This window comes from Streptomyces sp. NPDC055254, assembly GCF_053606025.1.
Genome location: NZ_JBSGQV010000007.1, coordinates 40,991 through 66,450 on the forward strand (window position 1 = coordinate 40,991; position 25,460 = coordinate 66,450).

Annotated in this window: 27 protein-coding genes and 1 tRNA gene; 15 read left to right on the forward strand and 13 right to left on the reverse strand. The window is 73.8% G+C overall.

Annotated features, from left to right (window positions below; genetic code table 11):
* Nucleotides 1-219 precede the first annotated feature (219 nt).
* The 3 genes from ACWFQ8_RS10020 to ACWFQ8_RS10030 form a co-directional block, all read right to left on the reverse strand.
* Nucleotides 220-789 carry an acetate uptake transporter gene (locus ACWFQ8_RS10020; protein WP_453785708.1) on the reverse strand — a complete coding sequence of 190 codons (570 nt, stop codon included), beginning with the start codon at nucleotides 787-789 and terminating at the stop codon, nucleotides 220-222.
* Nucleotides 790-886: 97 nt separating this feature from the next.
* Nucleotides 887-1,423: a universal stress protein gene (locus ACWFQ8_RS10025; RefSeq protein WP_453785709.1), complete on the reverse strand. Its 537-nt coding sequence runs from the start codon at nucleotides 1,421-1,423 to the stop codon at nucleotides 887-889.
* Nucleotides 1,424-1,644: 221 nt separating this feature from the next.
* Entirely contained in the window at nucleotides 1,645-1,815 is a 171-nt protein-coding gene (locus ACWFQ8_RS10030) for a hypothetical protein (RefSeq protein ID WP_453785710.1), read from the reverse strand.
* A gap of 102 nt (nucleotides 1,816-1,917) precedes the next feature.
* Between ACWFQ8_RS10030 and ACWFQ8_RS10035 the strand changes: the two genes are divergently transcribed.
* The 4 genes from ACWFQ8_RS10035 (at nucleotide 1,918) to ACWFQ8_RS10050 (ending at nucleotide 4,688) form a co-directional block, all read left to right on the forward strand.
* Nucleotides 1,918-2,262, forward strand: a complete 345-nt coding sequence (locus ACWFQ8_RS10035; protein WP_453785711.1) for a hypothetical protein — start codon at nucleotides 1,918-1,920, stop codon at nucleotides 2,260-2,262.
* Nucleotides 2,263-2,638: 376 nt separating this feature from the next.
* A complete protein-coding gene (locus ACWFQ8_RS10040; RefSeq protein ID WP_453785712.1) occupies nucleotides 2,639-3,811 on the forward strand; it encodes a helix-turn-helix domain-containing protein in 1,173 nt (390 codons plus the stop codon).
* A gap of 106 nt (nucleotides 3,812-3,917) precedes the next feature.
* A complete protein-coding gene (orn, locus tag ACWFQ8_RS10045; protein ID WP_453785713.1) occupies nucleotides 3,918-4,520 on the forward strand; it encodes an oligoribonuclease in 603 nt (200 codons plus the stop codon).
* Nucleotides 4,521-4,615: 95 nt separating this feature from the next.
* A tRNA-His gene (locus ACWFQ8_RS10050) sits at nucleotides 4,616-4,688 on the forward strand.
* 261 nt (nucleotides 4,689-4,949) lie between these two features.
* On the opposite strand, the gene ACWFQ8_RS10055 is transcribed toward ACWFQ8_RS10050, so the two are convergent.
* Complete coding sequence (locus ACWFQ8_RS10055; protein ID WP_453785714.1) at nucleotides 4,950-5,975, reverse strand: LacI family DNA-binding transcriptional regulator; 1,026 nt, start codon at nucleotides 5,973-5,975, stop codon at nucleotides 4,950-4,952.
* Between the two features lie 102 nt (nucleotides 5,976-6,077).
* On the opposite strand from ACWFQ8_RS10055, the gene ACWFQ8_RS10060 reads away from it, so the two are divergent.
* The 4 genes from ACWFQ8_RS10060 to ACWFQ8_RS10075 are packed head-to-tail and all read left to right on the forward strand — an operon-like array spanning nucleotide 6,078 to nucleotide 10,705.
* Nucleotides 6,078-7,427 carry an ABC transporter substrate-binding protein gene (locus tag ACWFQ8_RS10060; RefSeq protein WP_453785715.1) on the forward strand — a complete coding sequence of 450 codons (1,350 nt, stop codon included), beginning with the start codon at nucleotides 6,078-6,080 and terminating at the stop codon, nucleotides 7,425-7,427.
* A 43-nt stretch (nucleotides 7,428-7,470) separates the two neighbouring features.
* Nucleotides 7,471-8,490, forward strand: a complete 1,020-nt coding sequence (locus tag ACWFQ8_RS10065; RefSeq protein WP_453785716.1) for a carbohydrate ABC transporter permease — start codon at nucleotides 7,471-7,473, stop codon at nucleotides 8,488-8,490.
* Nucleotides 8,487-9,311, forward strand: a complete 825-nt coding sequence (locus tag ACWFQ8_RS10070; RefSeq protein ID WP_453785717.1) for a carbohydrate ABC transporter permease — start codon at nucleotides 8,487-8,489, stop codon at nucleotides 9,309-9,311. The genes ACWFQ8_RS10065 and ACWFQ8_RS10070 overlap by 4 nt, the downstream gene beginning before the upstream one ends.
* Nucleotides 9,308-10,705 carry a GH1 family beta-glucosidase gene (locus ACWFQ8_RS10075; protein ID WP_453785718.1) on the forward strand — a complete coding sequence of 466 codons (1,398 nt, stop codon included), beginning with the start codon at nucleotides 9,308-9,310 and terminating at the stop codon, nucleotides 10,703-10,705. Before ACWFQ8_RS10070 ends, ACWFQ8_RS10075 begins: the two co-directional genes overlap by 4 nt.
* A gap of 110 nt (nucleotides 10,706-10,815) precedes the next feature.
* Here ACWFQ8_RS10075 and ACWFQ8_RS10080 read toward each other — a convergent pair whose 3' ends face one another.
* From ACWFQ8_RS10080 to ACWFQ8_RS10100, 5 genes are all read right to left on the reverse strand, one after another.
* Entirely contained in the window at nucleotides 10,816-11,112 is a 297-nt protein-coding gene (locus ACWFQ8_RS10080; RefSeq protein ID WP_453785719.1) for a hypothetical protein, read from the reverse strand.
* A 102-nt stretch (nucleotides 11,113-11,214) separates the two neighbouring features.
* Nucleotides 11,215-11,856 (reverse strand): disulfide bond formation protein B, encoded by a 642-nt coding sequence (locus ACWFQ8_RS10085; protein ID WP_453785720.1) that lies wholly within the window; start codon nucleotides 11,854-11,856, stop codon nucleotides 11,215-11,217.
* Between the two features lie 11 nt (nucleotides 11,857-11,867).
* Nucleotides 11,868-12,032 (reverse strand): DUF5993 family protein, encoded by a 165-nt coding sequence (locus ACWFQ8_RS10090; protein WP_453785721.1) that lies wholly within the window; start codon nucleotides 12,030-12,032, stop codon nucleotides 11,868-11,870.
* A gap of 131 nt (nucleotides 12,033-12,163) precedes the next feature.
* A complete protein-coding gene (locus ACWFQ8_RS10095; protein ID WP_453785722.1) occupies nucleotides 12,164-13,576 on the reverse strand; it encodes a HAMP domain-containing sensor histidine kinase in 1,413 nt (470 codons plus the stop codon).
* Nucleotides 13,573-14,259 (reverse strand): response regulator transcription factor, encoded by a 687-nt coding sequence (locus ACWFQ8_RS10100; RefSeq protein ID WP_453785723.1) that lies wholly within the window; start codon nucleotides 14,257-14,259, stop codon nucleotides 13,573-13,575. Before ACWFQ8_RS10100 ends, ACWFQ8_RS10095 begins: the two co-directional genes overlap by 4 nt.
* Nucleotides 14,260-14,337: 78 nt before the next feature.
* Here ACWFQ8_RS10100 and ACWFQ8_RS10105 point away from each other — a divergent pair, with 78 nt between their 5' ends.
* Complete coding sequence (locus ACWFQ8_RS10105) at nucleotides 14,338-14,883, forward strand: hypothetical protein (RefSeq protein WP_453785724.1); 546 nt, start codon at nucleotides 14,338-14,340, stop codon at nucleotides 14,881-14,883.
* On the opposite strand, the gene ACWFQ8_RS10110 is transcribed toward ACWFQ8_RS10105, so the two are convergent.
* The 3 genes from ACWFQ8_RS10110 to ACWFQ8_RS10120 form a co-directional block, all read right to left on the reverse strand.
* Nucleotides 14,880-15,551, reverse strand: a complete 672-nt coding sequence (locus ACWFQ8_RS10110) for a class I SAM-dependent methyltransferase (RefSeq protein ID WP_453785725.1) — start codon at nucleotides 15,549-15,551, stop codon at nucleotides 14,880-14,882. The two genes, ACWFQ8_RS10105 and ACWFQ8_RS10110, sit on opposite strands and share 4 nt — an antisense overlap.
* A 177-nt stretch (nucleotides 15,552-15,728) precedes the next feature.
* On the reverse strand, nucleotides 15,729-16,775 hold the full coding sequence (locus tag ACWFQ8_RS10115) for a spermidine synthase (protein ID WP_453785726.1): 1,047 nt from the start codon (nucleotides 16,773-16,775) through the stop codon (nucleotides 15,729-15,731).
* Complete coding sequence (locus ACWFQ8_RS10120) at nucleotides 16,667-17,074, reverse strand: hypothetical protein (RefSeq protein WP_453785727.1); 408 nt, start codon at nucleotides 17,072-17,074, stop codon at nucleotides 16,667-16,669. Before ACWFQ8_RS10120 ends, ACWFQ8_RS10115 begins: the two co-directional genes overlap by 109 nt.
* A gap of 284 nt (nucleotides 17,075-17,358) precedes the next feature.
* Between ACWFQ8_RS10120 and ACWFQ8_RS10125 the strand changes: the two genes are divergently transcribed.
* On the forward strand, nucleotides 17,359-18,720 hold the full coding sequence (locus ACWFQ8_RS10125) for a tetratricopeptide repeat protein (RefSeq protein WP_453785728.1): 1,362 nt from the start codon (nucleotides 17,359-17,361) through the stop codon (nucleotides 18,718-18,720).
* 183 nt (nucleotides 18,721-18,903) lie between these two features.
* On the opposite strand, the gene ACWFQ8_RS10130 is transcribed toward ACWFQ8_RS10125, so the two are convergent.
* The gene (locus tag ACWFQ8_RS10130; protein WP_453785729.1) at nucleotides 18,904-19,500 is read right to left on the reverse strand and encodes a histidine phosphatase family protein; all 597 of its coding nucleotides are present in this window, start codon (nucleotides 19,498-19,500) and stop codon (nucleotides 18,904-18,906) included.
* Between the two features lie 188 nt (nucleotides 19,501-19,688).
* Between ACWFQ8_RS10130 and ACWFQ8_RS10135 the strand changes: the two genes are divergently transcribed.
* The 5 genes from ACWFQ8_RS10135 (at nucleotide 19,689) to ACWFQ8_RS10155 (ending at nucleotide 25,452) form a co-directional block, all read left to right on the forward strand.
* Entirely contained in the window at nucleotides 19,689-20,894 is a 1,206-nt protein-coding gene (locus ACWFQ8_RS10135; protein ID WP_453785730.1) for a hypothetical protein, read from the forward strand.
* Nucleotides 20,882-22,465 (forward strand): hypothetical protein, encoded by a 1,584-nt coding sequence (locus ACWFQ8_RS10140; RefSeq protein WP_453785731.1) that lies wholly within the window; start codon nucleotides 20,882-20,884, stop codon nucleotides 22,463-22,465. Before ACWFQ8_RS10135 ends, ACWFQ8_RS10140 begins: the two co-directional genes overlap by 13 nt.
* On the forward strand, nucleotides 22,462-23,802 hold the full coding sequence (locus tag ACWFQ8_RS10145; protein ID WP_453785732.1) for an AAA domain-containing protein: 1,341 nt from the start codon (nucleotides 22,462-22,464) through the stop codon (nucleotides 23,800-23,802). Before ACWFQ8_RS10140 ends, ACWFQ8_RS10145 begins: the two co-directional genes overlap by 4 nt.
* A gap of 439 nt (nucleotides 23,803-24,241) precedes the next feature.
* Nucleotides 24,242-24,577 carry a hypothetical protein gene (locus ACWFQ8_RS10150; RefSeq protein WP_453785733.1) on the forward strand — a complete coding sequence of 112 codons (336 nt, stop codon included), beginning with the start codon at nucleotides 24,242-24,244 and terminating at the stop codon, nucleotides 24,575-24,577.
* Nucleotides 24,578-24,852: 275 nt separating this feature from the next.
* The gene (locus tag ACWFQ8_RS10155) at nucleotides 24,853-25,452 is read left to right on the forward strand and encodes an isochorismatase family protein (protein WP_453785734.1); all 600 of its coding nucleotides are present in this window, start codon (nucleotides 24,853-24,855) and stop codon (nucleotides 25,450-25,452) included.
* Nucleotides 25,453-25,460 lie beyond the last annotated feature (8 nt).

Consider the following 25,460-nt stretch of genomic DNA (forward strand, 5'->3'; position numbering starts at 1 on the left):
TTTCCGTGGGGGCGCTCCTAGTGCTCCCCCCCCCGGAGCTGGTGTGGGTGGTGTCGTTATACCCCCCCGGGGACACGTTGGGGTGGGGGCCGGGAACTCCCGGCCGAGCCACTGCTTGCACTGCTCGCCACACACGCCAGTGATCACGCGTGGCGACGATCCCTGGAATCTGCCATCCCCGGGGGCCGTTCGCGTACCCGATGTGCCGCGCCGCGCCCGTCAGGTCGTGGCGACCGCGCCGCGGCGGGAGGACCTGCCGAACGCCAGCGGCCAGTGGGCCAGTACGGCGGTGGCTCCGTACCAGGCCAGCAGCCCCGCGACCGCGGCGACCCAGCCGGCCACCTTGCCCAGCGTGCCGTTGTCCGCGAAGGCGCCTGTTGCCAGGAGCAGCAGGGAGAGGGTGAACAGGCCGTACACGCCCTGGCCGAAGAGTCCGCTCGCGGCGCCCACCGTGAGGGTGATGCCGAGCAGGGCGAACAGAACGAGGAACGCTCCGGCGGCGTCCGCCGAAACCTTTCCGTCGGCTCCCGCGGCCCAGGTGAACCAGAAGGCCCCCAGGCCCGCGAACGCGGTGCCGTTGAAGCCGTTGCCGCCGCGGAATTCGAGGACTCCGAGGACGAACAGGGCCAGTCCGCCGACGTAGGTCGCGAGCGACACGGAACCGGCCGCGGTCACGCCGTCGATCACTCCTGTGTGGCCGATACCGAATGCGAGAAGGGTGAGACCCAGGGCGATGTGCCCGAGGGTCGAAGTCGAGGCCGTGCTTCCCGCAGAGACACCATTGTCCACGGCGGGCTCCCTTCGATCTGCAGTTGTTTGCTGTGTCCCAGCAGCACTTATCTACCCTTTACAGGGGTGCACAACCGCACAAGCGACTTACATCCGGTCACGGAATGACAACAACCGGTCGCTGAGCGCGTTTGGCCAACCGACCGGCCACGGAGCCGAAGATGCGCCCGACGAGCCCGTGCGTCGAACCGACCACGATGGCGTCGGCCGAATACTCCCGGCCGACCTCCTCCAGCTCGTGGCAGATGTCACCACCGCGCTCGACCAGGATCCACGGCACTTCCGCCAGGTAGTCCGCGCACGCGAGCTCCAGTCCGAGCACCTCGGTGCGGTGGTCCGGTACGTCCACGAAGACGGGCGGCTCGCAGCCGGCCCACACGGTGGTGGGCAGCCGGTTGGCGACGTGCACGATGATCAGACCGGATCCGGAGCGCCGGGCCATGCCGATCGCGTAGGCGAGGGCGCGCTCACTGGACGTGGATCCGTCGAAACCCACCACGACCCCGTGCCGGAAGGCCGGGTCGCAGGGCAGGCGCGTCTGTTCCACCGGGCGCGGCTCGGCGTCCGACGCGGGGTCGGCGGCGAGGCGTTTGCGCTTGCGGTCCGCGGGTTCGGAGAATTCGTGACCGGCCATGGGTGTCTCGGTGAAGAGGTCCTTGGAGGAAGCAACAGGGGAAGCAACAGGGGCGAAATTCGGCAACGCTGGGTGACGGAGCTCTGTCCGGGAAGCATCTTCCCGAGCCCTCACCCCCCAGGGTACGGCGACGCCCCTGTCCTGCACAGGGCTTGCCGCCCTTGGAGAGCGTCCCAGGGAGCATGCCGGAGCAGGAGCGGCTTGGCAATGGCCGCTGCCCCCTACAGCCAGTGACGGCCGGGGCCCGCGCCACCCGTGCGCGCGGTGACCGAGCCGCCCCGCGAGGCGTTGGACAGGCGTCCGACCGTCCAGGAAGAGCCCGCAGGGAGCACGCCGTGCCCGGTCATCCGGTTCACCCCGTCCAGCCCGCTCAGCCGACGCAGCCCGTTCACCGCCCCGATCCCCCTCCCCCGTTCACGGCCTCTCCCCGCCCGCCCCTTCACTCGTCCGTGCACTTCTGCGCGCGTCCGCGGCACGACCCCGCGGGTGACGTGGTGCGCTGGGCCGCCTTCAGCTGCCTGCTCGTCCCCGTGGTCCTCGTCGTCTACGGGAGCTCCTACGGCGGGGCCGCCGTCGCGACCCTCGGCCTGGTCGTCGTCACGGGGGCGTGCACGGCGATGCTGCGCCACTCGGAGCGGGTCGCGCGCTTGGAGCGGGCCGCGCACTTGGAGCGGGCGGGGGACCGGCCGCCCTCCGGGCGCCGGCGCCGGCACTCGCGGGGCGGGGCCGCGATCGGAGGCGGACCCGGGGCCGCGATGCGGGGCGGACCCGGGGGTGGCCCCGGGGGTCAGGCCCGCCGGGGGTGCGGCGGCCGCGAAGCCCCCTCCCCGCAAGACTGACTTATTCGTACACCCACACCCGCACGTTTTCAGCCAACTTCCCGGCAGGATCCCCGCCTTGTCGGAATGTCCGGCCCCTCCCCCCACCACCGGGGACCACCACCACCGGGGGGCGCCGTGACCCCATGGGTACTGGCCATGGCCGGACGCCGCGCTTCCCGATCCGGTCGCGGAGTGGAACGCTTCCTGATCGAATGCTTTTCGCCAAGTTGCCAAGTCGACATAGCGCTGCGTGCTGAACTTGTCACGCCGACACCACGGGACGCAGTAGATTCGATCATGTATTTACGGCGGGGGATCCACGTGCAAGGCCGAGGGGAAACGTGCAGGTGCGACCAGACCAAGGAGTCGCGACACCCAAGGGGGGCTTAGCGCCATGAGCCAGGATTCCACCGCCGTCGTCGCGGACGCCGGCCGGAAGCTCGCGGGGCGTCGCCGCAGGGAGATCGTCGCGGTGCTGCTCTTCAGCGGCGGACCGATCTTCGAGAGCTCAATTCCACTCTCCGTGTTCGGCATTGACCGGCAGGACGCGGGAGTTCCACGCTACCGATTGCTCGTGTGCGCCGGTGAGGACGGTCCGCTCAGGACCACCGGCGGGCTCGAACTGACCGCGCCGTACGGGTTGGAGGCGATCGCCCGGGCAGGCACGGTCGTCGTGCCCGCATGGCGTTCCATCACCTCTCCCCCACCGCCGGAGGCGCTCGACGCGCTGCGTCTGGCGCACGAGGAGGGGGCCCGGATCGTCGGACTGTGCACGGGGGCATTCGTGCTCGCCGCCGCCGGTCTGCTGGACGGCCGGCCCGCGACGACGCACTGGATGTACGCGCCGACGCTGGCCAAGCGCTACCCGTCCGTCCACGTCGATCCGCGCGAACTGTTCGTCGACGACGGCGACGTGCTCACGTCCGCGGGCACGGCGGCCGGAATCGACCTCTGCCTGCACATCGTGCGCACGGACCACGGCAGCGAGGCGGCAGGGGCCCTGGCCCGCCGGCTCGTCGTCCCACCGCGCCGCACCGGCGGCCAGGAGCGCTATCTCGACCGGTCACTGCCGGAGGAGATCGGCGCCGACCCGCTGGCCGAGGTCGTCGCCTGGGCGCTTGAACACCTCCACGAGCAGTTCGACGTGGAGACCCTGGCGGCCCGTGCCTACATGAGCAGGCGCACCTTCGACCGGAGGTTCCGCTCGCTCACCGGCAGCGCGCCGCTCCAGTGGCTGATCACCCAGCGGGTGCTCCAGGCACAGCGGCTGCTGGAGACCTCCGACTACTCGGTCGACGAGGTCGCCGGGCGCTGCGGGTTCCGTTCGCCGGTCGCCCTGCGCGGGCACTTCCGACGGCAGCTGGGGTCCTCTCCGGCCGCCTACCGCTCGGCCTACCGGGCACGGCGGCCGCAGGCCGACGTGGCCCAGGTGTCGCAGCACTCGGAGAGCCCGCTTCCGCACCAGCGCACTCCGCAGCCCCAGCGGGCGGCGGCGGCTCTGGCCGCGGCCGGCCCGACGGTGGCGGAGCTGTACGCCCCGGGACGGGTGCTGCGGGAACACGCGTAACCCCCACAACGGGTACGTAAAGGGAAGGTCCTCCACCGGTCACCACCGATGGGGGACCTTCCGCTTGTGCGGCCGGGTCCGGAGAGGACCGCATAAGGTGGGACGCATGAACGATCGCATGGTGTGGATCGACTGCGAGATGACCGGGCTCTCGTTGACGGACGACGCACTTATCGAGGTGGCCGCACTGGTCACCGACTCGGAGCTCAACGTGCTCGGCGAAGGCGTGGACATCGTGATCCGCCCGCCGGACGCGGCCCTGGAGACCATGCCCGACGTGGTGCGCGAGATGCACACCTCTTCCGGCCTGCTCGACGAGCTGGCCGGCGGGACCACCCTCGCGGACGCCGAGGCCCAGGTCCTGGCCTACGTACGGAAGCACGTGAAGGAACCCCGCAAGGCGCCGCTCTGCGGCAACACGGTCGGCACCGACCGCGGCTTCCTCCTGCGCGACATGGCCGCGCTGGAGGGGTACCTGCACTACCGGATCGTGGACGTGTCCTCGATCAAGGAGCTGGCACGCCGCTGGTACCCCCGGGCGTACTTCAACAGTCCCCCGAAGAACGGCAACCACCGCGCGCTCGCGGACATCAAGGAGTCCATCGCCGAGCTGCGCTACTACCGCGAGGCCGTCTTCGTGCCGCAGCCCGGGCCCGACTCGGACACCGCGCGGACCATCGCCGCCAAGCACGTCCTGCCGGGCGCCTGACCCCTCCGGAGACGGGCGCGGGGAAACGGGGGAGCGAGCACCCTCCCGGACCCTGTACCCTTTTCTTCGGCCGGTCGGTTGTCCGACCGGACATGGTGGGTGTAGCTCAGTTGGTAGAGCACCTGGTTGTGGTCCAGGTGGCCGCGGGTTCAAGTCCCGTCACTCACCCTGCGAAGAGGCCCCGGTCCGCGAAAGCGGACCGGGGCCTCTCGCGTGTGCGCCCGCCGCCCCGTGCGGGTGCACCGGCACCGCCGCACGCCCGCGCCACCGCGCCCCCGGCTCTCCGGCACGCCCCGCGCCCCCACACACCCCGCGCCCCCGCCCGGCCGGCTCGGCCCCGCACGGCTCGCCCCCACACGCCCCGCGCCGCCGGCTCCCCGCCCGGCCGGGCTCCACCGCGCGAGTACGGCCCGCGCGGCCGGGCCCCCGTCAGGACGACTCCCGCACCACCAGCCGGTTCGGCAGCACGACGGCGGCCTCGCCCTCCTCCCCGCCGATCCGCGACAGCAGCAGCCGGGTCATGGTCCGACCCATCTCCTCGATCGGCTGGCGGACGCTGGTGAGCGGCGGGTCCATGTGCCGGGCCACCACCGAGTCGTCGAAACCCACCAGGGCCACGTCCTGCGGGATCCGCCGGCCGGCCGCGCGCAGCTCCCGGCGGGCGCCCGCCGCCATGACGTCCGAGGCCGCGAAGACCGCGTCCAGGGCGGGGCGGCGCTCCAGCAGCTCGCGCATGGCCCGGCGGCCGCCGGTCTCGGTGAAGTCGCCGACCGAGACCAGCTCCTCGTCGGGGGGGTGCCCGGCGGCCGCCAGGGCCTGCCGGTAGCCGTCCAGGCGGCACTGGGCCCCGTACACGTCCAGCGGTCCGGTGATCGTGGCGATCGCCCGCCGGCCCCGTCCCAGGAGGTGCCGTACGGCCTCGGCCGCACCGGCGAGGTTGTCGGAGTCCACGCTGGGCAGCGTCTCGGCGGCGGAGCGGCGGCCGCTGATCACCGTCGGAATGCCCAGCTCGGCCAGGAGCTCGGGCAGGGGGTCCCCCGCGTGGACGGAGACCAGCAGCACCCCGTCCACGCGGTGCCCGGACAGGTACTGGGCAAGCCGGCGGCGCTCGCGGTCGCTGCCGGCCAGCGTGAGGACGAGCTGGACGTCGGTCTCGGCTAGGGCGGCCCCCACCCCGCTGACCACCTCGGAGAAGTACGGTTCGGCGAAGAAGCGGGCCTCGGGCTCGGGGATCACGAGGGCGATGGCGTCGGTGCGGTTGGCGGCCAGCGCCCGCGCCGCCCGGTTGGGAACGTACCCGAGCTCGGCGACGGCCGCCTCGACGACGGCCCTGGTGTGCTCGCTGACCTTGGAAGAGCCGTTGATCACCCGGGAGACCGTGCCGCGCCCGACCCCGGCGCGCGCCGCGACCTCCTCCAGCGTCGGCCGTCCCCCGCTGCGCCCGTGCCCGTTCATGGCTTCCTCCCGGTTGTGAATCTACCTCTTGACGACTGTGGGAGCGCTCCCACACTGTGTCACAGAACACCCGGCACGTTCCGTCCTTCAGGGAGGATGCACATGCGAGCCCCAGCCAGAACCCGGACCCGGTCCCGGAGAAGTCTCGTCACGGCGGTCACCGCGGTAGGAGCGGCGGCCCTGCTGCTCGCGGGATGCGCGGCCGACCCGGCCGAGAAGCCCGGCGCCGCCGGCCCGAGCGGCGACAAGGCGCGGACCACCCTCACCGTCGGGGTGTTCGGAGCCTTCGGACTCCAGGAGGCCGGGCTCTACGACGAGTACATGGCGCAGAATCCCGGAATCCGGATCGAGCAGACCTCCATCGAGCGCAACGAGAACTACTACCCGCAGCTCCTCACCCACCTGGGCACGGGCAGCGGCCTCGCCGACATCCAGGCCGTCGAGGTCAACAACATCGCCGAGATCACCGCCACCCAGGCGGACAAGCTGGTGGACCTCGCCAAGGCACCCGGCGTGGACAAGGCCGCGTACCTGCCCTGGAAGTGGGCGCAGGGCACGGCGAGCGCGGCGAAGGGCGGCGCCACGGTGGGCCTCGGCACCGACATCGGCCCGCAGGGCATCTGCTACCGCAAGGACCTCTTCGAGGCGGCCGGACTGCCCACCGACCGGGTGGCGGTCGGTGCGCTCTGGGCCGGGGACTGGAACAAGTACCTGGAGGCGGGCAAGACCTACAAGGCGAAGGCCGGCGAGGGGAAGGCCTTCGTCGACTCGGCCTCGGGCGTGATGGCGGCGGTGACCGGCAGCAGCGCCCAGCGGTTCTACGACGAGCAGGGCAAGGTCGTCTACAAGACCAACCCGGCGGTGCGCGGGGCCTTCGATCTGGCGGCGCGGTTCGCCACCGAAGGCCTGAGCGCCAAGCTCCAGCAGTTCACCCCGTCCTGGGACCAGGGCTTCGCCAACGGGGCCTTCGCCACCGTCTCCTGCCCGGCCTGGATGCTCGGGTACATCCAGGACAAGGCGGGCCCGGCGGGCAAGGACAAGTGGGACGTGGCGCAGGCACCGAAGCCGAGCAACTGGGGCGGCTCCTTCCTGGTGGTCCCCAAGGCGGGCAAGAACACCGAGGAGGCGGCCAAGCTGGCCGCCTGGCTGACGGCGCCGGCGCAGCAGGCCAAGCTGTTCGAGAAGCGCGGCAGCTTCCCGAGCGCGAGCGCCGCGTACGGGCTCCCCGCGGTGTCCGGCGCCCAGCACGCCTACTTCGGCGGCGCCCCGATCGGTGAGATCTTCGCGCGGGCGGCGGAGGGCGTGCCGGTGACCGTGGTCGGCCCGAAGGACCTGGTGATCGCGCAGAACCTGGCGGACATCGGGATGCTCCAGGTCGACCAGAAGGGCCGCAGCCCGCAGGAGGGCTGGGACGCCGCGGTGAAGGCCATCGACAACGCTCTCGACCAGTGAGCCGTCCGACGGCCCGGCACGGCACGGGGCGGGTGCCGCGGGGATGACCGACGAGACCGCCGTACTCTCTCCGTCCTCCCCCTCCCCCTCCTCCTCCCGCCCCGCGCGGGAGGAGGAGGGGGAGGGGCCCGGGGGCAAGGCTGCGGGCCGGCGCCAGGCGTGGCGCTCGCGCCGCTACCGGTGGGACCTGCGCTGGAGCCCGTACGCCTTCGTGGCGCCCTTCTTCCTCTTCTTCGCGGCCTTCGGGCTGTTCCCGCTGCTGTACACGGGCTGGGCGGCCCTGCACCAGGTGGAGCTGACCGACCCGGACAACATGACGTGGGTGGGACTGCGGAACTTCACCCGGCTGTGGGACGACGAGTTCTTCTGGAACGCGCTGCGCAACACGGTCACCATCGGGCTGCTGTCCACGGTGCCGCAACTGCTGATCGCGCTCGGGCTCGCCCACCTGCTCAACTACCGGATGCGTGCCTCGGCCTTCTTCCGGGTGGCGGTGCTCACCCCGTACGCCACCTCGGTCGCCGCGGCCACCCTCGTCTTCGTGCTGCTCTTCGGCCGGGACTACGGGATGGTCAACTGGGCGCTGTCGGCCGTCGGTTTCGACGCGGTCGACTGGCAGAACGGCTCCTTCGCCTCCCAGCTGGCGGTCTCCACGATCGTGATCTGGCGGTGGACGGGCTACAACGCGCTGATCTACCTGGCGGCCATGCAGGCCGTACCGGCCGAGCTCTACGAGTCGGCGGCGCTGGACGGCGCCTCGCGCTGGCAGCAGTTCCTGCACGTGACGGTGCCCTCGCTGCGGCCGACGATCTTCTTCACGTGCGTCGTGTCGACGATCGGAGCGACCCAGCTCTTCGGCGAGCCGCTGCTGTTCAACGGCGGGGCGGGCGCGACGGGCGGCTCGGACCACCAGTTCCAGACGCTCGGGCTGTACCTGTACGAGCAGGGGTGGGTGAACCTGCACCTCGGCCGGGCCTCGGCGATCGCGTGGGCGATGTTCCTGATCCTGCTGCTGATCGGCGGCGTGGCGCGGCTGCTGCGCGGACGGGGGGAATCCCGATGAGGTCACTGCGCGCGGGCAAGCTCACGTACGTGGTGCTCGCCGTGTTCACCGCCGGCTCGCTCTTCCCGCTGGTGTGGACGGCCATCGCGGCGTCCCGCAGCAACACCCGGCTCGCCCAGACCCCGCCGCCGTTCTGGTTCGGCGGGAACCTGGGCCGCAACCTGCAGGTCGCCTGGACCGACGCCAACATGGGCACGGCCCTGCTGAACACCGTCATCGTGGCGGGCACGGTCGCGGCGGGCACGGTGGTCTTCGCCACCCTGGCGGGCTTCGCCTTCGCCCGGCTCCGCTTCCGGGGGCGCCGGCTGCTGCTGGCCCTGGTGGTCGGGACGATGCTGATCCCGCCGCAGCTCAGCGTGGTGCCGCTGTACATGCTGATCGCGCAGCTGTCGTGGACCGACCGGCTGCAGGCGGTGATCCTGCCGACGCTGGTCTCGGCCTTCGGCGTGTTCTTCATGCGGCAGTACCTCGCGCAGGCGCTGCCGATGGAGCTGGTGGAGGCGGCGCGCACGGACGGGGCGAGTTCGCTGCGGATCGTGTGGCACGTGGTGTTCCCGGCGGCCCGCCCCGCGATGGCGGTACTGGCCATGCTGACCTTCGTCATGGCCTGGAACGACTTCTTCTGGCCGATCGTCGCGCTGACCCAGAACGGCAGCCCGACGGTGCAGGTGGCTCTGACCGGGCTGGGCCGGGGCTACATCCCCGACCAGTCGGTGATCATGGCGGGTGCGCTGCTGGGCACGCTCCCGCTGCTTTTGGTGTTCCTCGTCTTCGGCCGCCAGATCGTCGGCGGCATCATGCAGGGAGCGGTCAAGGGATGACGGAAACAACAACGACATCAACGGCGGCGGACCCGGACGCGGCGGCGGTCGCGGGCGCGGAACTGCGCTTCCCCGAGGGCTTCCTGTGGGGCGCCGCCACGGCGGCCTTCCAGATCGAGGGGGCGGCCGAGCTGCGGGGGCCGTCCATCTGGGACACCTTCTGCCGGACCCCGGGCAAGGTGCACGGCGGGCACACGGGCGACGTCGCCGTCGACCACCACCGGCTGTGGCGCGAGGACGTCGCCCTGATGGCCGGCCTCGGCATCGGGGCGTACCGCTTCTCCGTGTCCTGGCCGCGCGTGCTCTCGGGCGGGATCGGCTTCTACGACGCGCTCGTGGACGAGCTGCTCGCGCACGGCATCCGGCCCTGCGTGACCCTCTATCACTGGGACCTGCCGCAGGAGCTGGAGAACGCGGGCGGCTGGCCCGAGCGGAAGACGGCGTACGCCTTCGCCGCGTACGCCCAGCAGGTCGCCGCGGTACTGGGCGACCGGGTGGAGCTGTGGACCACCCTCAACGAACCCTGGTGCAGCGCCTTCCTCGGCTACGCCTCCGGGGTGCACGCCCCGGGCCGGACCTCGCCCGCCGACTCCTTGCGCGCGGCGCACCACCTGAACCTGGCGCACGGGCTGGCCGCGGCGACGCTGCCGTCCTCGGCCCAGGTGGGCATCGCGCTCAACCCGAGCGCGGTACGGCCGCTGACCGGTTCGGCGGCCGACCTCGACGCGCGGCGGCGCATCGACGCCCTCGCCAACCGGATCTTCACCGGGCCGCTGCTGCACGGGGCGTACCCGCAGGACCTGATGGCGGACACCGAGCCGCTGACGGACTGGTCCTTCGTCCGCCCGGGCGACGAGGCGCTGATCCACCAGCCGCTGGACTACCTCGGCGTGAACTACTACACCCCGGCGGTGGTCTCGGCGGCCCCGGAAGGCACCGCCGGCGGCCCGCGCGCGGACGGCCACGGCGCCACCGACCACTCCCCCTGGCCGGCGGCGGACGCGGTCGCCTTCCACCAGCCCCCGGGCGAGCGCACGGACATGGGCTGGTCGATCGACGCGAGCGGCCTGTACGACCTGCTGATGCGCTTCACCGAGGAGGCGCCCGGCCTGCCGCTGCTCGTCACCGAGAACGGCGCCGCGTACGCCCCGGACCTGCACGACCCGCAGCGCATCGCGTACCTGGAGGCCCATCTGGCCGCGCTGCACCGCGCGGTCGCGGACGGCGCGCCGGTGCGGGGGTACTTCCTGTGGTCGCTGCTGGACAACTTCGAGTGGTCCTACGGGTACAGCAAGCGCTTCGGCATCGTCCACGTCGACTACGAGACGCAGACCCGCACCCCGCGCTCCAGCGCCCGCTGGTACGCGCGGCTGGCCCGGACGGGGGCCTTCTGAGACAAGAGCCCCTCTGGCGGTTCTGACGGCCGGGGACCGTCCGGCGGTCGGAAACCTTCCGACGGCCGGGGCGGCGCGGCGGCACTCCGGCCGCCGTGCCCGCCCCGCCGCTACGAGGACTTCATCGCTGCCAGCCCCTTCGCCAGGTCCTCCGCGTTCATGACCGGGGCGACCTCGATCTCGGCGTTGAACTGGAGGAACAGGTCCTCCACCAGCGGCGGCAGGTGCGCGCTGTCCTGGAGGTCGAACACCAGCCAGCACGACCGCACGCCCTCGTGCAGGCCGAAGTAGGCCGCCTCCGGCTCGACGGTGTCCATCAGCTTCTTGATCACCTGAGGCAGGGACCCGGTCTTGATGCCCTCGTTGGTGGCCGCCGTGTCCATGTGCGCGCGGAGCATGACCCTCATGCGTGACTCCTTCCGTCACGCCCACCCTCCGCGCGGCCCGTACCCGCGGCAACATCTGCGCCCCCGTCCGGGCGCGGGGGCGCGGCGGCCGTGCCGGCGGGTCTAGCCGAGGACGCCCACGTCGTGGAAGAACTGGTAGCGGGTCGGGTCGTCGGGCAGGAACCAGTGGAAACCTTCCTCCAGGAAGACGGCCAGCAGGTTGACGGCGAGGATCAGCGCCAGGAACGCCAGCGCGAAGGTCCCCACCGTTCGCAGCGGTCCCGGCCCGGTCGCGGGGACGGAGCGGTCCGCGGTGGTGTGGGCGAAGGCCAGGGCGATGCCGACGGCGACCACGGAGGCCTGGAAGAGGATCCACGCCCACACGTACAGGTGCAGGCCGAGGACCTCGCTCCCGTACCCCTTGTCCCCCGGCAGGACGTGCAGCATCGTCTGGCGCCAGGACGCGAAGGAGCCCCCGATCAGCGCGACCAGGGACAGGCCCCAGCCCGTCATGTAGTCGCGGCCGCTCACCGAGCCGCGGGACAGCGCCGTGCGGATGATGTACGCGGCCCCCGTCGCGGCCAGCAGCATGAACATCCGCTGCACGACGCAGAGCGGGCACGGGTACTCCCACAGCCCGAACTGGTGGAAGAGGCCGCCGCAGACGACTCCGGTCCAGCCGATGACGAAGACGCAGGCGAACCAGTACTGCACCCGCCCCAGCAGCCCGCCGGTCGGCGGGGCCTGCGGGAGGAGGCTGTGCATCGCGGCCACCGTCAGTAGCTCAGGGTGAGGGCGAGGCCGCTGGTGACGTGGTGCGCCATCAGCAGGACCGCGGCGAGCAGCACGACCCACCACGCGCCGAGCACGACCGCCCGGGACGAGTCCCGGTACATGGCGATCAGCGTGGCGAGGAGGCCGCCGAAGATGAGGGTGTCCATGCGGCGGACCGTACAGATCCACGGTCACCGCGCCCACGAGGCGCGCCCCCGTCGGCGGCCGGTTACATCGGTTGCCGCCCCCGGCCCCGGACCGCCCCGGGTTCCGGCCCGGATCGGGGCCTCCGCCCGGCTCAGGGCCGCGGCCCCGGTACCGTCCCCGATCGGGCTCCGCGTCGCTTGCGGCGGCCCCGTACCGCCCGCCCGCCGCCGGAGTCGCTCCGGCTCCGGCCGTCCAGGGCGATCCAGACCCGGACCTCGGTCCCGCCGAGCACCGAGCGGCCCAGCCGCACGTCGCCGCCGGTCGACTCCGCGACCCTGCGCACGATGTCCAGGCCCAGCCCGGTGGACCCGTCGCGTCCGCCGTCGTTGCCCCGGCGCAGCGCGGCGTCCGGGTCGGCGATGCCCGGTCCCGCGTCCGAGACGAGCACGATGACCGCGTCCGCGGCGTCGTGGACGTCCACCGCGAAGGGAGTGCCCTCGGGGGTGTGCCGGAAGACGTTGCCGAGCATCGCGTCGAGGGCCGCGGCGAGTTCGGGCCGGGCGACGGGGATCCGTACCGTACGGTCCACCCCGGCGAGCCGCACCTCGCGGCCCTCGTCCTCCGCCAGCGCCGACCAGAAGGCCATCCGGTCGCGGATCACCTCCGAGGCGTCGCAGCCCGCGCCCGCCCCGACCAGTCCGGTGGCCGGGCGCTGCTCGCGGGCGGTCCGGATGATCGTGTCGACCTCGCGCTCCAGCTGCTCCACGGCCGCCCGGGTCTGTTCGACGGCCGGACCCGCCCCGAGCGAAGCCGTGTTGAGCCGCAGCACCGTCAGCGGCGTCCGCAGCCGGTGCGACAAGTCGGCGGCCAGTTCCCGCTCGTTGGCGAGGAGTTCCACGACCTGGTCCGCCATCGCGTTGAACGCGACGGCCGCCGACCGCAGTTCCTTTGGCCCCTCCTCGGGAACCCGCGCCCCGAGCCGGCCCTCGCCCAGCTGGTGCGCGGCGTCCGCGAGCCGTTCGGCCGGCCGCACCAGCCGGGCACCGAGCCGGTCCGCGACCCCCACCGAGCCCACGATCAGCGCCAGGCCCACGCCCGCGAGCACCAACCAGGCGGTCGCGACGCCGTTGCTGACCTCGCTCTCCGGTACGAAGACCTCCACGACCGCGATGTCCCCGGACCCCAGGGCGGTCGGCTGGAGCAGCGCCGAGCCGCCGCCCGGCACCGAGGTTGTCGTGGCCCGCCCGATCCTGCGGGTCTCGGCCACCGCCCGCTCGCCCGCCCGGCCCTCTCCGATGTCCACCGGTCCCCGGTCGCCGACCGCCGGCACGTGGACGGACATCCGCCGGGCGGCGCCCATCTGCGTGGACTCGACCGCCTTGCGCAGCTGCCCAGGGTCGGTGGTGATGGACAGGGTCGGCCCGATGGTGGCGGCCTGCCGCTCGGCGTTGGAGAAGGCCCGGTCGCTGGCCATGCGCTGGACGACGAGCCCGAGCGGTACGGCGAAGGCCACGACCACCATGGTGGTGACCGCGAGGCACACCTTGACCAGCGCCCACCTCATCCCGGCGGTTCCAGCTTGACGCCCACACCCCGCAGCGTGTGCAGGTAGCGCGGGCTGGCGGCGGTCTCGCCGAGCTTGCGGCGCAACCAGGACAGGTGCACGTCGATGGTCTGGTCGTCCCCGTACGACTGCTGCCACACCTCCGCGAGCAGCTCGCGCCGGGCCACGACCACTCCGGGCCGCCCGGCCAGGAAGGCCAGCAGGTCGAACTCCCGCCGGGTGAGGTCGAGTACCGCCCCGTCCAGCTCGGCCTGGCGGCGCAGGGGGTCGATGGCCAGGCCCCCGACGCGCAGGACGCGCGAGGGGGGATCGGCGGCGGCCGCCTGCGAGCGGCGCAGGACGGCGGCCATCCGGGCGGAGAGGTGCTCGACGGAGAACGGCTTGGTCAGGTAGTCGTCGGCGCCGTCGTTGAGCAGCCGGACGATCTCCGCCTCGTCGTCGCGCGCGGTAGCGATGATCACGGGCACGTCGGTGATGCCGCGCAGCATCTTGAGCGCCTCGGCCCCGTCGAGGTCGGGGAGTCCGAGGTCGAGGATGACCACGTCGAAACGGTGGTGGGCGACCTCGCGCAGGGCCTCCAGAGCCGTGCCGACGCTGCGCACGGTGTGCGAGGCCTCGGTCAGGTGCCGGATGAGGGCGGAACGCACGAACTGGTCGTCCTCGACCACGAGCACACTTGCCATGGCCGCACGGTAGTCCATTCGGACGACCCCGGGAGGTGTCGGGCCGCTCTTGGGGCGGGTGGTGCAGTATGTCCTCTGATGCGACGAGGACTTGTACATGCCATGGCCTGGACCCTGGCGACCGGGGCGGCGGTGACCCTGTCGTGGTGGGGCGTGTACACCGTCATGTCGGGTACCGCCTACGATCCGCCGCTCGCGGTGCCGCTGAGCACGGAGCCGCTGCTCTCCTCGACGCAGAGCGCGCGCCCGCCGCAGACGCCGTCCCCGTCGCCGTCCTCGTCCGACCCTTCGTCGCCCGGACCGTCCGCGTCGCCCCCGGCCGGCCCCTCCTCCGCCGGGCCCTCCCCGGCCGCGACGGCCTCGAAGCCTGCGGGCGGCTCGCGGACGTACCGGCAGGACGCGGACGACGTGCAGGCCTATCCCGTGTCGGGGGGCCGGGTCGTCTTCTCCCTCGGGGCGTCCTCGGCCGAGCTGGTCTCCGCGACCCCGGCGGCCGGGTGGCGGATGCAGGTCTGGAAGCTGGATTTCTGGATCCGGGTCACCTTCACCCGCGACGGCCGGGAGGTCTCGGTGTTCTGCACCTGGCACGACCACGCGCCGCGGGTGGAGATCGTCGATCCTTAGGCGTTCGGGCCCGGAGCTGCGGGGGCAGTGCCCACCAGGACGAACTCGTTGTACGGGAAGAGCCTGCCCACCGGCCGCGGGAAGGGGAAGGAGTAGCTGCGCCGGGTCACGACCCCGGCCCGTTCCGCGTGCTCGCGCAGTTCCTCGAAGCCGACCCAGCGGACGTGCGTGGGGTCGGAGCGGTGGCCGACCTCCTGCGGGGTGATCAGGACGACCGGCCCGCCGGGCCGCACCAGGGACAGGTACCGGTCGAGGAGGGCGGCGGCGGTCTCCTCGTCCACGTGCTCCAGGACGTGGGCGACCAGCAGGCTGTCGAAGGACCCCGGCCCGCAGTCCGGGGCGGCGGCCAGCTCCTGCGGGGTGTAGGCGGTCAGTCCGCGCTCTCGGCAGGTCCGCACCGAGTGCGGGTTGTGGTCGACGCCGACGCTGCCGGGGGCACAACCCTCCAGGTTGCGGCCGAGCCCGCAGCCGAGGTCGAGCACCCGGCCCAGGCGCAGCCGGCGCAGGTTCCACCGGTACGGGGCCTGGGTGGGCAGCATCCGCTTGATCCCGGAGCGCTCCAGGCGGGCGAGGCGCCGGGTGTAGTCGGCGGTGGTGGTGGGCGGGGCGGGCGCGGCGGGTGTTCCGGGGGCCGGGTGGGCTCCGGGGCCCGCGGGGTCATCGGTCATCGTCGGCTGCCTCCTTCTGGCTGCCTCCTGGCGCGTCACGGAAGGACCGCGGTTCCTCCTACCCCGTCCCCGCCGTCCACACGCCCCGCGCGCCGGGCCGGCCCGGCTCGCCGGTGTCGCCGCAGCGCCCGGCCGGCGTCGTCGGCGTCGGCGTCGGCGTCGGCGTCGGCGTCGGCGTCAGCGGAAGACGGAGGGCGGCGGTTGCGGGGAGGCCACCGCCGCGGCGTCGGCGACCGGCGCGGCGCCGCCCGCGAAGTCCGCCAGGGCCCGGCCGTGCTCGACCCGGCCCGGGTGCGGGTCGCTCGCCACCCGGCGGGTGAACTCCGCGACGGGCAGCTCCCGGTCGGCGGCCACGAGGACGGCGTTGCCGAAGCGTTTCCCCCGCCACACGACGGGGTCGGCGGCCACCGCCAGCTCCGCGAACCGGGAGGCCGCCGTCGCGATCTGGCCCCGCAGGTGGGTGAGCGGCGGGCCGTCGGCGAGGTTGGCCGCGTACCACCCGGTGGGCGACAGGGCGCGGCGTACGTCGTCCAGGAACTCCGTGCTCGTCAGGTGGGCCGGGGTCCGCGCGCCGCTGAACACGTCGGCGACGACGAGGTCGGCCCAGCCGTCGGGGACCTTGGCCAGGCCCGCGCGGGCGTCCACGGCCCGGACCCGTACCCGCGCCTGCGGGTCCAGCGGCAGGTGCTCGCGTACGAAGGCCACCAGGGCGGCGTCGATCTCCACGACCTGCTGGGTGGAGCGCGGCCGGGAGGCGGCCGTGTAGCGGGCGAGGGTGAAGGCGCCGCCGCCCAGGTGGACCACGTTCAGAGGCTGCCGCGCGGGCGCGACGAGGTCGATCAGGTGGCCGATCCGACGCTGGTACGCGAAGTCGAGGTGGGTGGGGTCGGCGAGGTCCACGTGCGACTGCGGGGCGCCGTCGATCCGCAGGGTCCAGGCGTCCGCGCGCTCCCGGTCGGGCTCCAACTCCGCCCGGCCGCCGTCCACCTGCCCGACGACCGCCTCGGCGCCACCGCGTCCGCGCTGCTCGCCCCGGCCTCTGCCCTTGCCTTTGTCCTTGCCTCTGTCCTTGCCCGCCACCGTCCCATTGTGCCCGGTCAGCGGTTCGGGCCGGGTCAGCGGCAGTTGTCCGCGGCCTCGATCAGCCGGGCGGCCTCGCCGAGCGCGGCGCGCAGCACCTCGGGATCGGTGACCGGTTCGACGGCCTCCGGCGGGAGCAGCCATCCGGTGCCGCTCGGGGCGGGGGCCGCGACGTCGCCGAAGCGCATCCCGCGGCCGTTGGTCTGGGTGCACGCGCTGCCCGGCAGGTCCCAGGCGTCGGCGGTGCCGGGCGGAACGAGGAAGCCGAGGGTGTCGTGCGAGCCGTCGTGCAGTACGGGGCCGACCCCGCCGGCCCGGCTGGCGGCCCGGCGGATGATGTCCACCGCCTCCAGTCCCTGCCGGGTGGGCACGGTCACCAGGTCGGGGGCCTCGGCGGGGGTGACACCGGGCCCGGGCGCGATGTTCGTTCCAGTGCTCTCCATGCCGGCCTCCACCAAGGGAACCCCTCCTCGATCAGCGTGCGACCCGGGAGCAGGGAGTCTCCTCCCACTCCGCACGGGTTCAACGCGCGAAAACGTCAACGGGTGCGGCGAGAAGACGCCGCAAAGGATGGCAGTTCATGGCGGATCGCGGGTGAGATATCCGTTTTGTAGCCAAACAGGGTGTGAACGCCCTGCCGCTGGCGGTACGTTCATGCGCGCCGGGCCTCCGCTCCACACACCCCCACGGCGCCGGCGGTGCGTTCCTTGCCAGAGAGGCCACGTCCATGGCGGCGTCCCCCCACTCACCCAACTGCACGTTCCGCCGCCTGCGCGGGCAGCGCTCACCGGCCGAGTTCGCGGCGCTGGTGCGCCGGGCGGCGAAGGAGATCGGAGAAACGGTTTCCTGCGACGCCCGCTACGTCGGCCGCGTCGAGTCCGGCGAGATCCGCTGCCCCAACTACGCGTACGAGCGGGTCTTCCTCCACATGTTCCCCGGCCGAACCCTGGCCGACCTGGGGTTTCCGCCGCGCGAGGCGGTGCGGGGACGTGCGGCCCAGCGCGACCCGTCCGGTCCCCCCACCCCCCGTTCGCCCGCCGGTACCGGTAGCGGTACCGGCGCCGGTTCCAGCCTCAAGGAGAGCGACGTGCTGCGTCGCGCGTTCATGGCGGGCGGCTCCGCGACCGTGGCGGTCGCGACGCTCGGCCTGGCCCTGCCCGGCGACACCCGCCGGATGCCCTCACGCGCCGGCGCATCGGAAGCCGAAGCCGTGGAGGAAGCCGTGCGGCAGATCCGCCTGCTGGACGACCGGCACGGGGCCGACGCCCTGTACCGCAAGGCGGCCGAGCCGCTGCGCACCGCCTACGCCCTGCTCGACGCGGGGGCCGCCCGGCAGCAGTCCACCGAGGACCGGCTGCACGCGGGTGCCGGCGAACTGGCGGTCTCGGTCGGCTGGCTGGCCCACGACTCCGGCCGCTTCGACGACGCCCGCTCGCACTACGCCGAGGCCCTGGCCACGGCCCGGGTGTCGGGGAACCCGGGCCTGGAGGCGCACGCCTTCAGCAACATGGCCTTCCTCGCCCGGGACCGCGGCCGCTCCCGGGAAGCGGTACGGGCCGCCCAGGCGGGCCGGCGCGCCGCCCGCTCCCTCGGTTCCCCCCGGCTGCTGTCGCTGCTCGCGCTGCGGGAGGCGGGCGGCTGGGCGGGTCTGGCCGACCGCAGGGCCTGCGAGGAGGCGCTGACGCGCGCCCACACCGAGTTCTCCAGGGGCGCGTCGGGCGCCGACCCCGAGTGGATGACCTTCTTCGGTGAGGCCGAGCTGGAGTCGCTGGAGGGCCGGTGCTGGTCGGAGCTCGGGGAGCACGCCCGCGCGGCGCGGCACGCCCGCCGCGCGGCCGACCTCCAGGACCCGAACTTCGCGCGGAACGTGGCCCTCTACACCGCCGAACTGGCCGGTGACCTCGCCCGCGCGGGCGCCCCCGACGAGGCCGCCTGGGCCGGGGGCCGGGTGCTGGACCTGTTCGCCGAGGTGCGCTCCACCCGGGTCCGCTCGACGCTCTCCCTGACCGCCCAAGCCCTGATCCCGCACCAGCGCTCGCCCCGCGTGAACGCGTTCCTGACCCGTCACGCCGCCCTCGCGGGGGTGTGACCGAGAGTCGGCCCCGGCCCGCGTGAAGCGCGCCACCGCTGCCGGGGCCGCATCGGCCCCGCCGGCGTTCGAGGCGCGGGTCCGGACAGAGCCGGGGTCTTCGAGCCCCGCCGGCGATGGAAGCGCGCCGCCGCCGCGGGGCTCCGCCCCGGACCCCGCGCCCGGATTCCGGCGGGGCCGCCTTCACGCGTCGAGGTGGCCGGTGTCGTTCCAGCGCTCCAGCGCGGGCGCACCGTACGCCCAGCCCAGCACCGACAGCGAGGTCGGTTCCAGCCGGATCCGGGCCCCGAACGACGCGTCGAAACCGAGCCAGCGGGCCGCCAGGGTCCGCAGGATGTGCCCGTGCGCGAACACCAGCACGTCGCGCTCCGCCGACCGTGCCCACGCCACGACCTCGTCGGCCCGCGCGCCGACCTCGGCGACGGACTCGCCGCCCGGTACCCCGTCGCGCCAGATCAGCCACCCGGGGCGGACGGCCTGGATCTCGGCCGGGGTCATGCCCTCGTAGTCGCCGTAGTCCCACTCCATCAGCGCGTCCCACGGCTCCGCACGGGCCCCGAAGCCCGCCAGGTCGCAGCTCTCGCTCGCGCGCACCAGCGGGCTGGTGCGGACCTCCGTGCCGGGCAGGTTCCGCCACGGGTCGCGGGCCAGCCGCTCGCCGAGCAGTTTCGCGCCCCGCCGGCCCTCCTCCAGCAGGGGCACGTCCGTGCGTCCGGTGTGCTTGCCGAGCAGGGACCACGCCGTCTGGCCGTGGCGGGCCAGGAGGATGCGGGGGGCCATGTGAGTTCTCCCGATACGTGAGAGTTCATACGTTTATACGGTGATTCTGTCGCCGTCCCATCATCCATCACACGAACGCCCCCACACCCCACCGGCCCCCTGACCGCGCGGCCGCCGCCGACCGCCCCCGGCCTCCGGTTTCCTCGGTAAGTCCACGATTGTCAGTGGCGGATGGGACACTTCCGCGGGTGAGCTCCTACCCGCCCGCCGGCCCTCCGCAGCGCACTCAGCCGGTGACGACCCTGCGGCAGCGGCTGGCGTACCTGCGCGGCCCCGCCGTGCTGCCGCGTCCGCTCGACGCCCGGGCGCTCGCCGCGCTCGCCGCCAACCCCGGCTGCGGCAGACGCGCCCTGCTCGACGGCGCCGGCGTGAACAAGACCGTGCTCGCCTCGGCCCTCGGCTCGCCCGCCTCCTTCGGGCAGTCCCAATTCGCCATCGTCCGCGGCAACTCCTTCGAGGCGAAGGTCAAGGGCGACGGCGGCGCCGAGCTGCTGCGGCTGGTCCACGAGCACCTCGGCGCCGGGTCCGGGGCGCCGGGCGCCGACGCCCGCGTCCCCGACCTCACCGCCGCCGGGCCCGAAGGCCGCGCCGCGCGGACCGCGCTGGCCCTGCGCGAGGCCACCGCGGCGGGGCGCGAGGCGGGCGCCTGGACCCTGCTGGACCACCCGATGCTGGCGCTGGAGGTGGCGGGTTCCCCCGCGTACCTGGAGCCGGACGCCGTCGTGGTGCACCCCGACGGCCGGTGGACCGTCGTGGAGATCAAGTCGTTCCCGATGATCGACGGGACCGCCGACGCCGCGAAGGTGGGCGCTGCCGCCCGCCAGGCCGCCGTCTACGTCCTGGCCCTGGAGCACACCGCCGAGAAGCTGTCCGGCGTCCAGGTCGGGCACACCGTGCTGCTGGTCTGCCCCAAGGACTTCTCCAACGTGCCCGCCGCCTCGCCCGTCGACGTCCGCCGCGAACGGGCCGTGACCCGGCGGCAACTGGAGCGGCTCACCCGGGTCGAGGACCTGGCCTCGGCCCTGCCCGAGGGGCTCAACTTCGACCCCGAGCGCCCCGCCGGCGAGCTGGCCCGGGCCGTGGCCGCGGTGGACGCCGCGTACGCCCCCGAGTGCCTGGCCGCCTGCGAGCTGGCCTTCCACTGCCGCGACGGGGCCCGCGAGGCCGGCGAGGTGAGCGCCCTGGGCCGTTCCGTACGGGGCGAGCTGGGCGCGCTGACCACCGTCGAGCGGGCCCTGGCGGCGGCCGCCGGGCCCGTACCCGCGGGCGATCCCGACGGCGATCCCACCGCGGCCGCGCTGCACCGCGCGGCCCGGCTGCGGGCCGAGGCCCTGGAGCTCGCCGCCGCCCGCCCGCCGTACCGCGCCCCGGAGACCCCAGAATGCCCCTGCTGAACACCCTGGCCCGGCTGGAGGCCGTCCGCGCGGGTCGCGCGCAGCCCCTCGCGACCGTGCGGCACCGCCACCTCAGCGAGACCCCGATGGTCTTCGTCCCGCTCACCACGGCGGGCGAGGCCGGCGCCCCGCTCGGCGCGCTGGTCGGCACCGACCGGCACGAGCCGCGGGTCTTCGTGATCCCGCAGCCGCGCGACCGGGACCTGCGCTGGGCGTTCCTGGCCGACCTGGCCGTGCACGTCCTGGCGTACGTCGAGGGGTACGCGGACCGCGTGGAGCCGGCCGAGCGGAGCGAGACCGACCCGGAGACCGGCAAGCGGGTCAAGGTCGAGACGGAGCTGTGCACGGACGCCCCGCAGCTGATCGTGCCCAGCCGGGCGGGCATCGAGTACGTACGGCTGCTCGGCCGTTCCATGCGGTTCCGACGCACCGCCGAGGAGGAGCCGGAGAACCCGTACCCGGCGCCCGCCCGGGTGCCGATGCTGGGCCGCTGGTTCACCCACCTCGCGGAGCGTTCCCGGGTCCCCGGCTCCTCGATGCTGGTGTCGGCCACCGACCTGTTGTCGCGGCACTGGGCCACCGGCCAGAGCACTCTGGAGGACCAGCACCTCGGCGCCCTGCTGGCCTGGATCGATCCGCCCGAAGGCGCCTCCGGCGCGCAGGCGGCGCACCGGGTGGAGCTCGGCCGGGACGGGGCCGGGCAGTTGCTCTGCCCGCCGGCCGGCCCGGCCACCGATCCGGCGTTCGACAACAAGCTGCTGGCCCCCGCGATCGCCCGCTACGACGCGGCCCGTTCGGCCCTGGCGGCCCGGCCCGGGTCGGACGACCTCCCGGCCCGGCAGGCGGAACGCGCCGTGCGCCGGCTGGTCGTGGGGCAGATGGAGACCGCCTGGTGGCAGACGTGGGAGGCGATCGACCTGCTGCGCGCCCTGCCGCCGGGCGAGCGGGCCGAGGAGCGCTGGACCCGCGACCGCTGGTCCTACACGGGCCACCGGGACCGCGTACGGGCGGGCGAGCCGCCGCAGCCGCGCCGTGACGACGCGGTGACGGCGGCGCAGAAGCTGGCCACGCGGGAGACGGAGCAGGTGCGCCTCGACGCGCAGGAGGCCCTGGACGACCCGCTCGTCATGGCGGGCCGGCGACTCGCGGGCGAGGCCTTCGCGGGTGAGGTCACCGAGGTGGTGATGGAGTGGACGCAGTCCAAGCGGCCGAGTCCGCGCCCGCTGGTGACGGTGGCGACGGAGGACCGGCCGCAGCTCGCGGACGGCGGCGGGAAGGTGTACCGCTCGCTGGAGGGGCGCCCGCAGTCGGCGCAGTTCGTACGGTGGGACGAGGACGGGCGGCTCGTGCTGCGACTGCTGGACAAGATGGGCCGCGGCCGGGAACCGGAGCCGGGCTCGGTGCCGGAGAAGGGCGACCGGGTGTGCTGGACGCTCTTCGAGCACGATGCGCGCGGCGGCCCCAAGCTGCCCGATCCGGAGCAGACCCCCTGGACGCACGGCGGCCCGCCCGGCTCGCCGGCTGCCGCCGCCGTGCGACCCGACGCCGTGACCGACGAGGACCTGCTGTGACCGCGACCGCCCCCTTCGATCCGGGCGCGGCGGCCGCCCGGGCGACCGCCGCCATCCTGCACGACACCCTGCACGGGACCGAGCGGGGCGTGGTCGTCGACTCCCCGCCCGGGGCCGGCAAGTCCACGCTCGTGGTCCGCGCGGCCCGGGAGCTCGCCGCGGCCGGGCGCCGGCTGATGGTGGTGGCGCAGACGAACGCGCAGGTCGACGACCTGGTGCTGCGGCTGGCCGACAAAGATCCGCAGCTCCGCGTGGGCCGGCTGCACAGCAGCGACGGGGAGGCGTACGACCCGGCGCTGCGCGAGCTGCCCTCGGTCACGCTCTCGGCCAAGCCCGGGGACCTGGCCGAGCTGCCGATCACCATCTCGACGGCCGCCAAGTGGGCCTTCGTCAAGGACGCGGAGCCCTGGGAGCACGCCATCGTCGACGAGGCGTACCAGATGCGCTCGGACGCGCTGCTGGCCGTGGCCGGGCTGTTCGACCGGGCGCTGTTCGTCGGCGACCCGGGACAGCTGGACCCGTTCAGCGTGGTCGGCGCGGAGCAGTGGGCGGGCCTGTCCTACGACCCCTCCGCCTCGGCGGTCAGCACCCTGCTCGCGCACAACCCGCAGCTGCCGCAGCACCGACTGCCCGTGTCCTGGCGGCTCCCGGCGACGGCAGCGCCGCTGGTGTCGCGGGCCTTCTACCCGTACACGCAGTTCCGCAGCGGCACGGGCCCCGGCGAGCGGCGGCTGTCGTACGGGGTCGCCTCGGACGGGTCGGGCCCGGACCGAGTGCTGGACGAGGCCGCGGCCTCGGGCTGGGGCCTGCTGGAGCTGCCCGCGCGGCACACCCCGCGCACCGATCCGGAGGCGGTCCGGGCGGTGGCCCTGGTGGTGCGGCGCGCCCTGGACCGGGGTGCGGTGACCTCCGACGAGCGGTCCGAGGCGCCGGCCCCGCTCACCGCGGACCGGATCGCCGTCGGCACCGCGCACCGCGACCAGGCGGCGGCGGTGCGGGCCGCGCTGGCCGCGCTCGGCGTCACGGGGGTCACGGTGGACACGGCGAACCGCCTCCAGGGCCGCGAGTACGACCTCACCGTGGTCCTCCATCCGCTGTCGGGGCGTCCGGACGCGACGGCCTTCCACCTGGAGACGGGCCGGCTGTGCGTGCTGGCCTCCCGCCACCGGCACGCGTGCGTGGTGGTGGCCCGGGCGGGCATCGCGGAACTGCTGGACGAACACCCCTCGACGGAGCCGGTGCAGCTGGGCGTGACGGTGAAGTTCCCGGACGGCTGGGAGGCCAACCACTCGGTACTGGCCCACCTGGCGGAGCACCGCGTGTCCTGGCGCCCGTGAGGGCGCCCGTCAGCCCGAGGCCGTGATCCCCGGGCTGGGAGCCTTTGCCCTCCGGCGGCGCTCCGGCCGCCGAGATGCTGCTTCCCGTGCTGACCCGGGTCGGCCCGGTGCCGGCCGGGCGGTCCGGCGCGGTCCCGTGGGTTCGAGTGCTTCCGGGGCCCCGGAGGGGCCGGCCGACGGGCCGGCCGGGGTGCTGGACGAGGTGGCGGAGCCGGCCGCGGCGCGGCGCGCCGGGGAGCCGGTCGCGGTGTGACGGGAGGCGCGCGTGATGGCACGCGTCCGCTCACCTGTCCGACTCGCCCGGCACGCGCTCCCCGTCCTCCTCCGGGGCCACGCCGCCCGCACAGGTGTTCCCCCTGGGCCGGTGCGGGCTTGCGCGAGGTTGGACAATGGACGGTGGCCGGGAAGGATTTCGCACGCGCGCAGCAGGAGGACACGGATGGCAGACCCCGAGCGGACCGAGCGGAGGCTGCGGCCGGCGCCGCTGCTCTTCGAGCCCTCGGAGGCCGCCACGGACCCTGAGCACTTCTTCGATCTGGAGTCGATCGAAGACCCTCGCGAGTTGCTGGCGCGGGCGACGGAACTGACGCTGGCGTTCCGGGCGGCGCAGGAACGGGCGGTGGAGTTCCAGGCCCTGGCGGCGGCCCAACTGGCGGACCGGCGCCGCTTCGACCGCCTCTCGCCGGCCGCGATCGCCGCCGAGGCGGACTGGACGGAGGACTACGCCGTCAAAATGATCGAGTTCGGCGAGTCCCTCCACCACGACACCCCCTAGCGGGTGGCCCACCCGCCGCCGAGGCCCCATGCGCCGCCCCGGCCCGCGCCTCGAACGCCGTGAGGCTGAGACCCCCGACCCACCGGGGCGGAACCCCCCGGGCTCCGCCCCGGCGGGCCCTACACCCCGGGACCTGGAAGAACACCGGTCTCGCGCCGTTCCTCGCGCCCCTGCCGTGGTGCTGAACCGGCTGACCTGCTGATGACCGGATCGGTCCGCTGCCGGACCCGATGCGGCCTGTCGCCGCCCCGCCCGCGGGGCGCATGCTTGGGGACATGACCCGAGCACTGATCGTCATCGATGTCCAGGAATCCTTCCGCACCCGTCCGCTGTGGGAGACCACCTCCGACCTGAAGATCGCCGACCGGGTGAACCGCCTGGTCCGGCTCTCCCGCCAGGCCGGGGACCTGGTGGTGTGGGTACTGCACTCCGAGCCCGGCACCGGCGGTGTCTTCGACCCGGCCCTCGGCCATGTCCGGCTCATGGAGGAGCTGCAGCGAGCGGATGGGGAGCCGCTGATCCACAAGACCTCGCACAACGCCTTCACCACCACCAACCTGGAGCAACTCCTCACTGAGCGCGGCATCCGCGAGCTCACCGTCTGCGGCATCCGCACCGAGCAGTGCGTGGAGACGACCACCCGCCTCGCCAGCGACCTCGGCTACCAGGTCACCTTGGTCATCGACGCGACCGCGACCAATCCCATCCCCCACCGCGACGCTCCCGCCGACCAGAGCGTCGCCGAGCTGCTGGCCGACCCCCGCACGCTGTCTGCCGAAGAGGTCATCAGGCGCACCGAGTACGCCCTCGCCGGACGCTTCGCCACCATCGCGACGGTCGACCAGCTGGAGGCCGCGGCAGGACTTCAGGCATGATGTCCGAA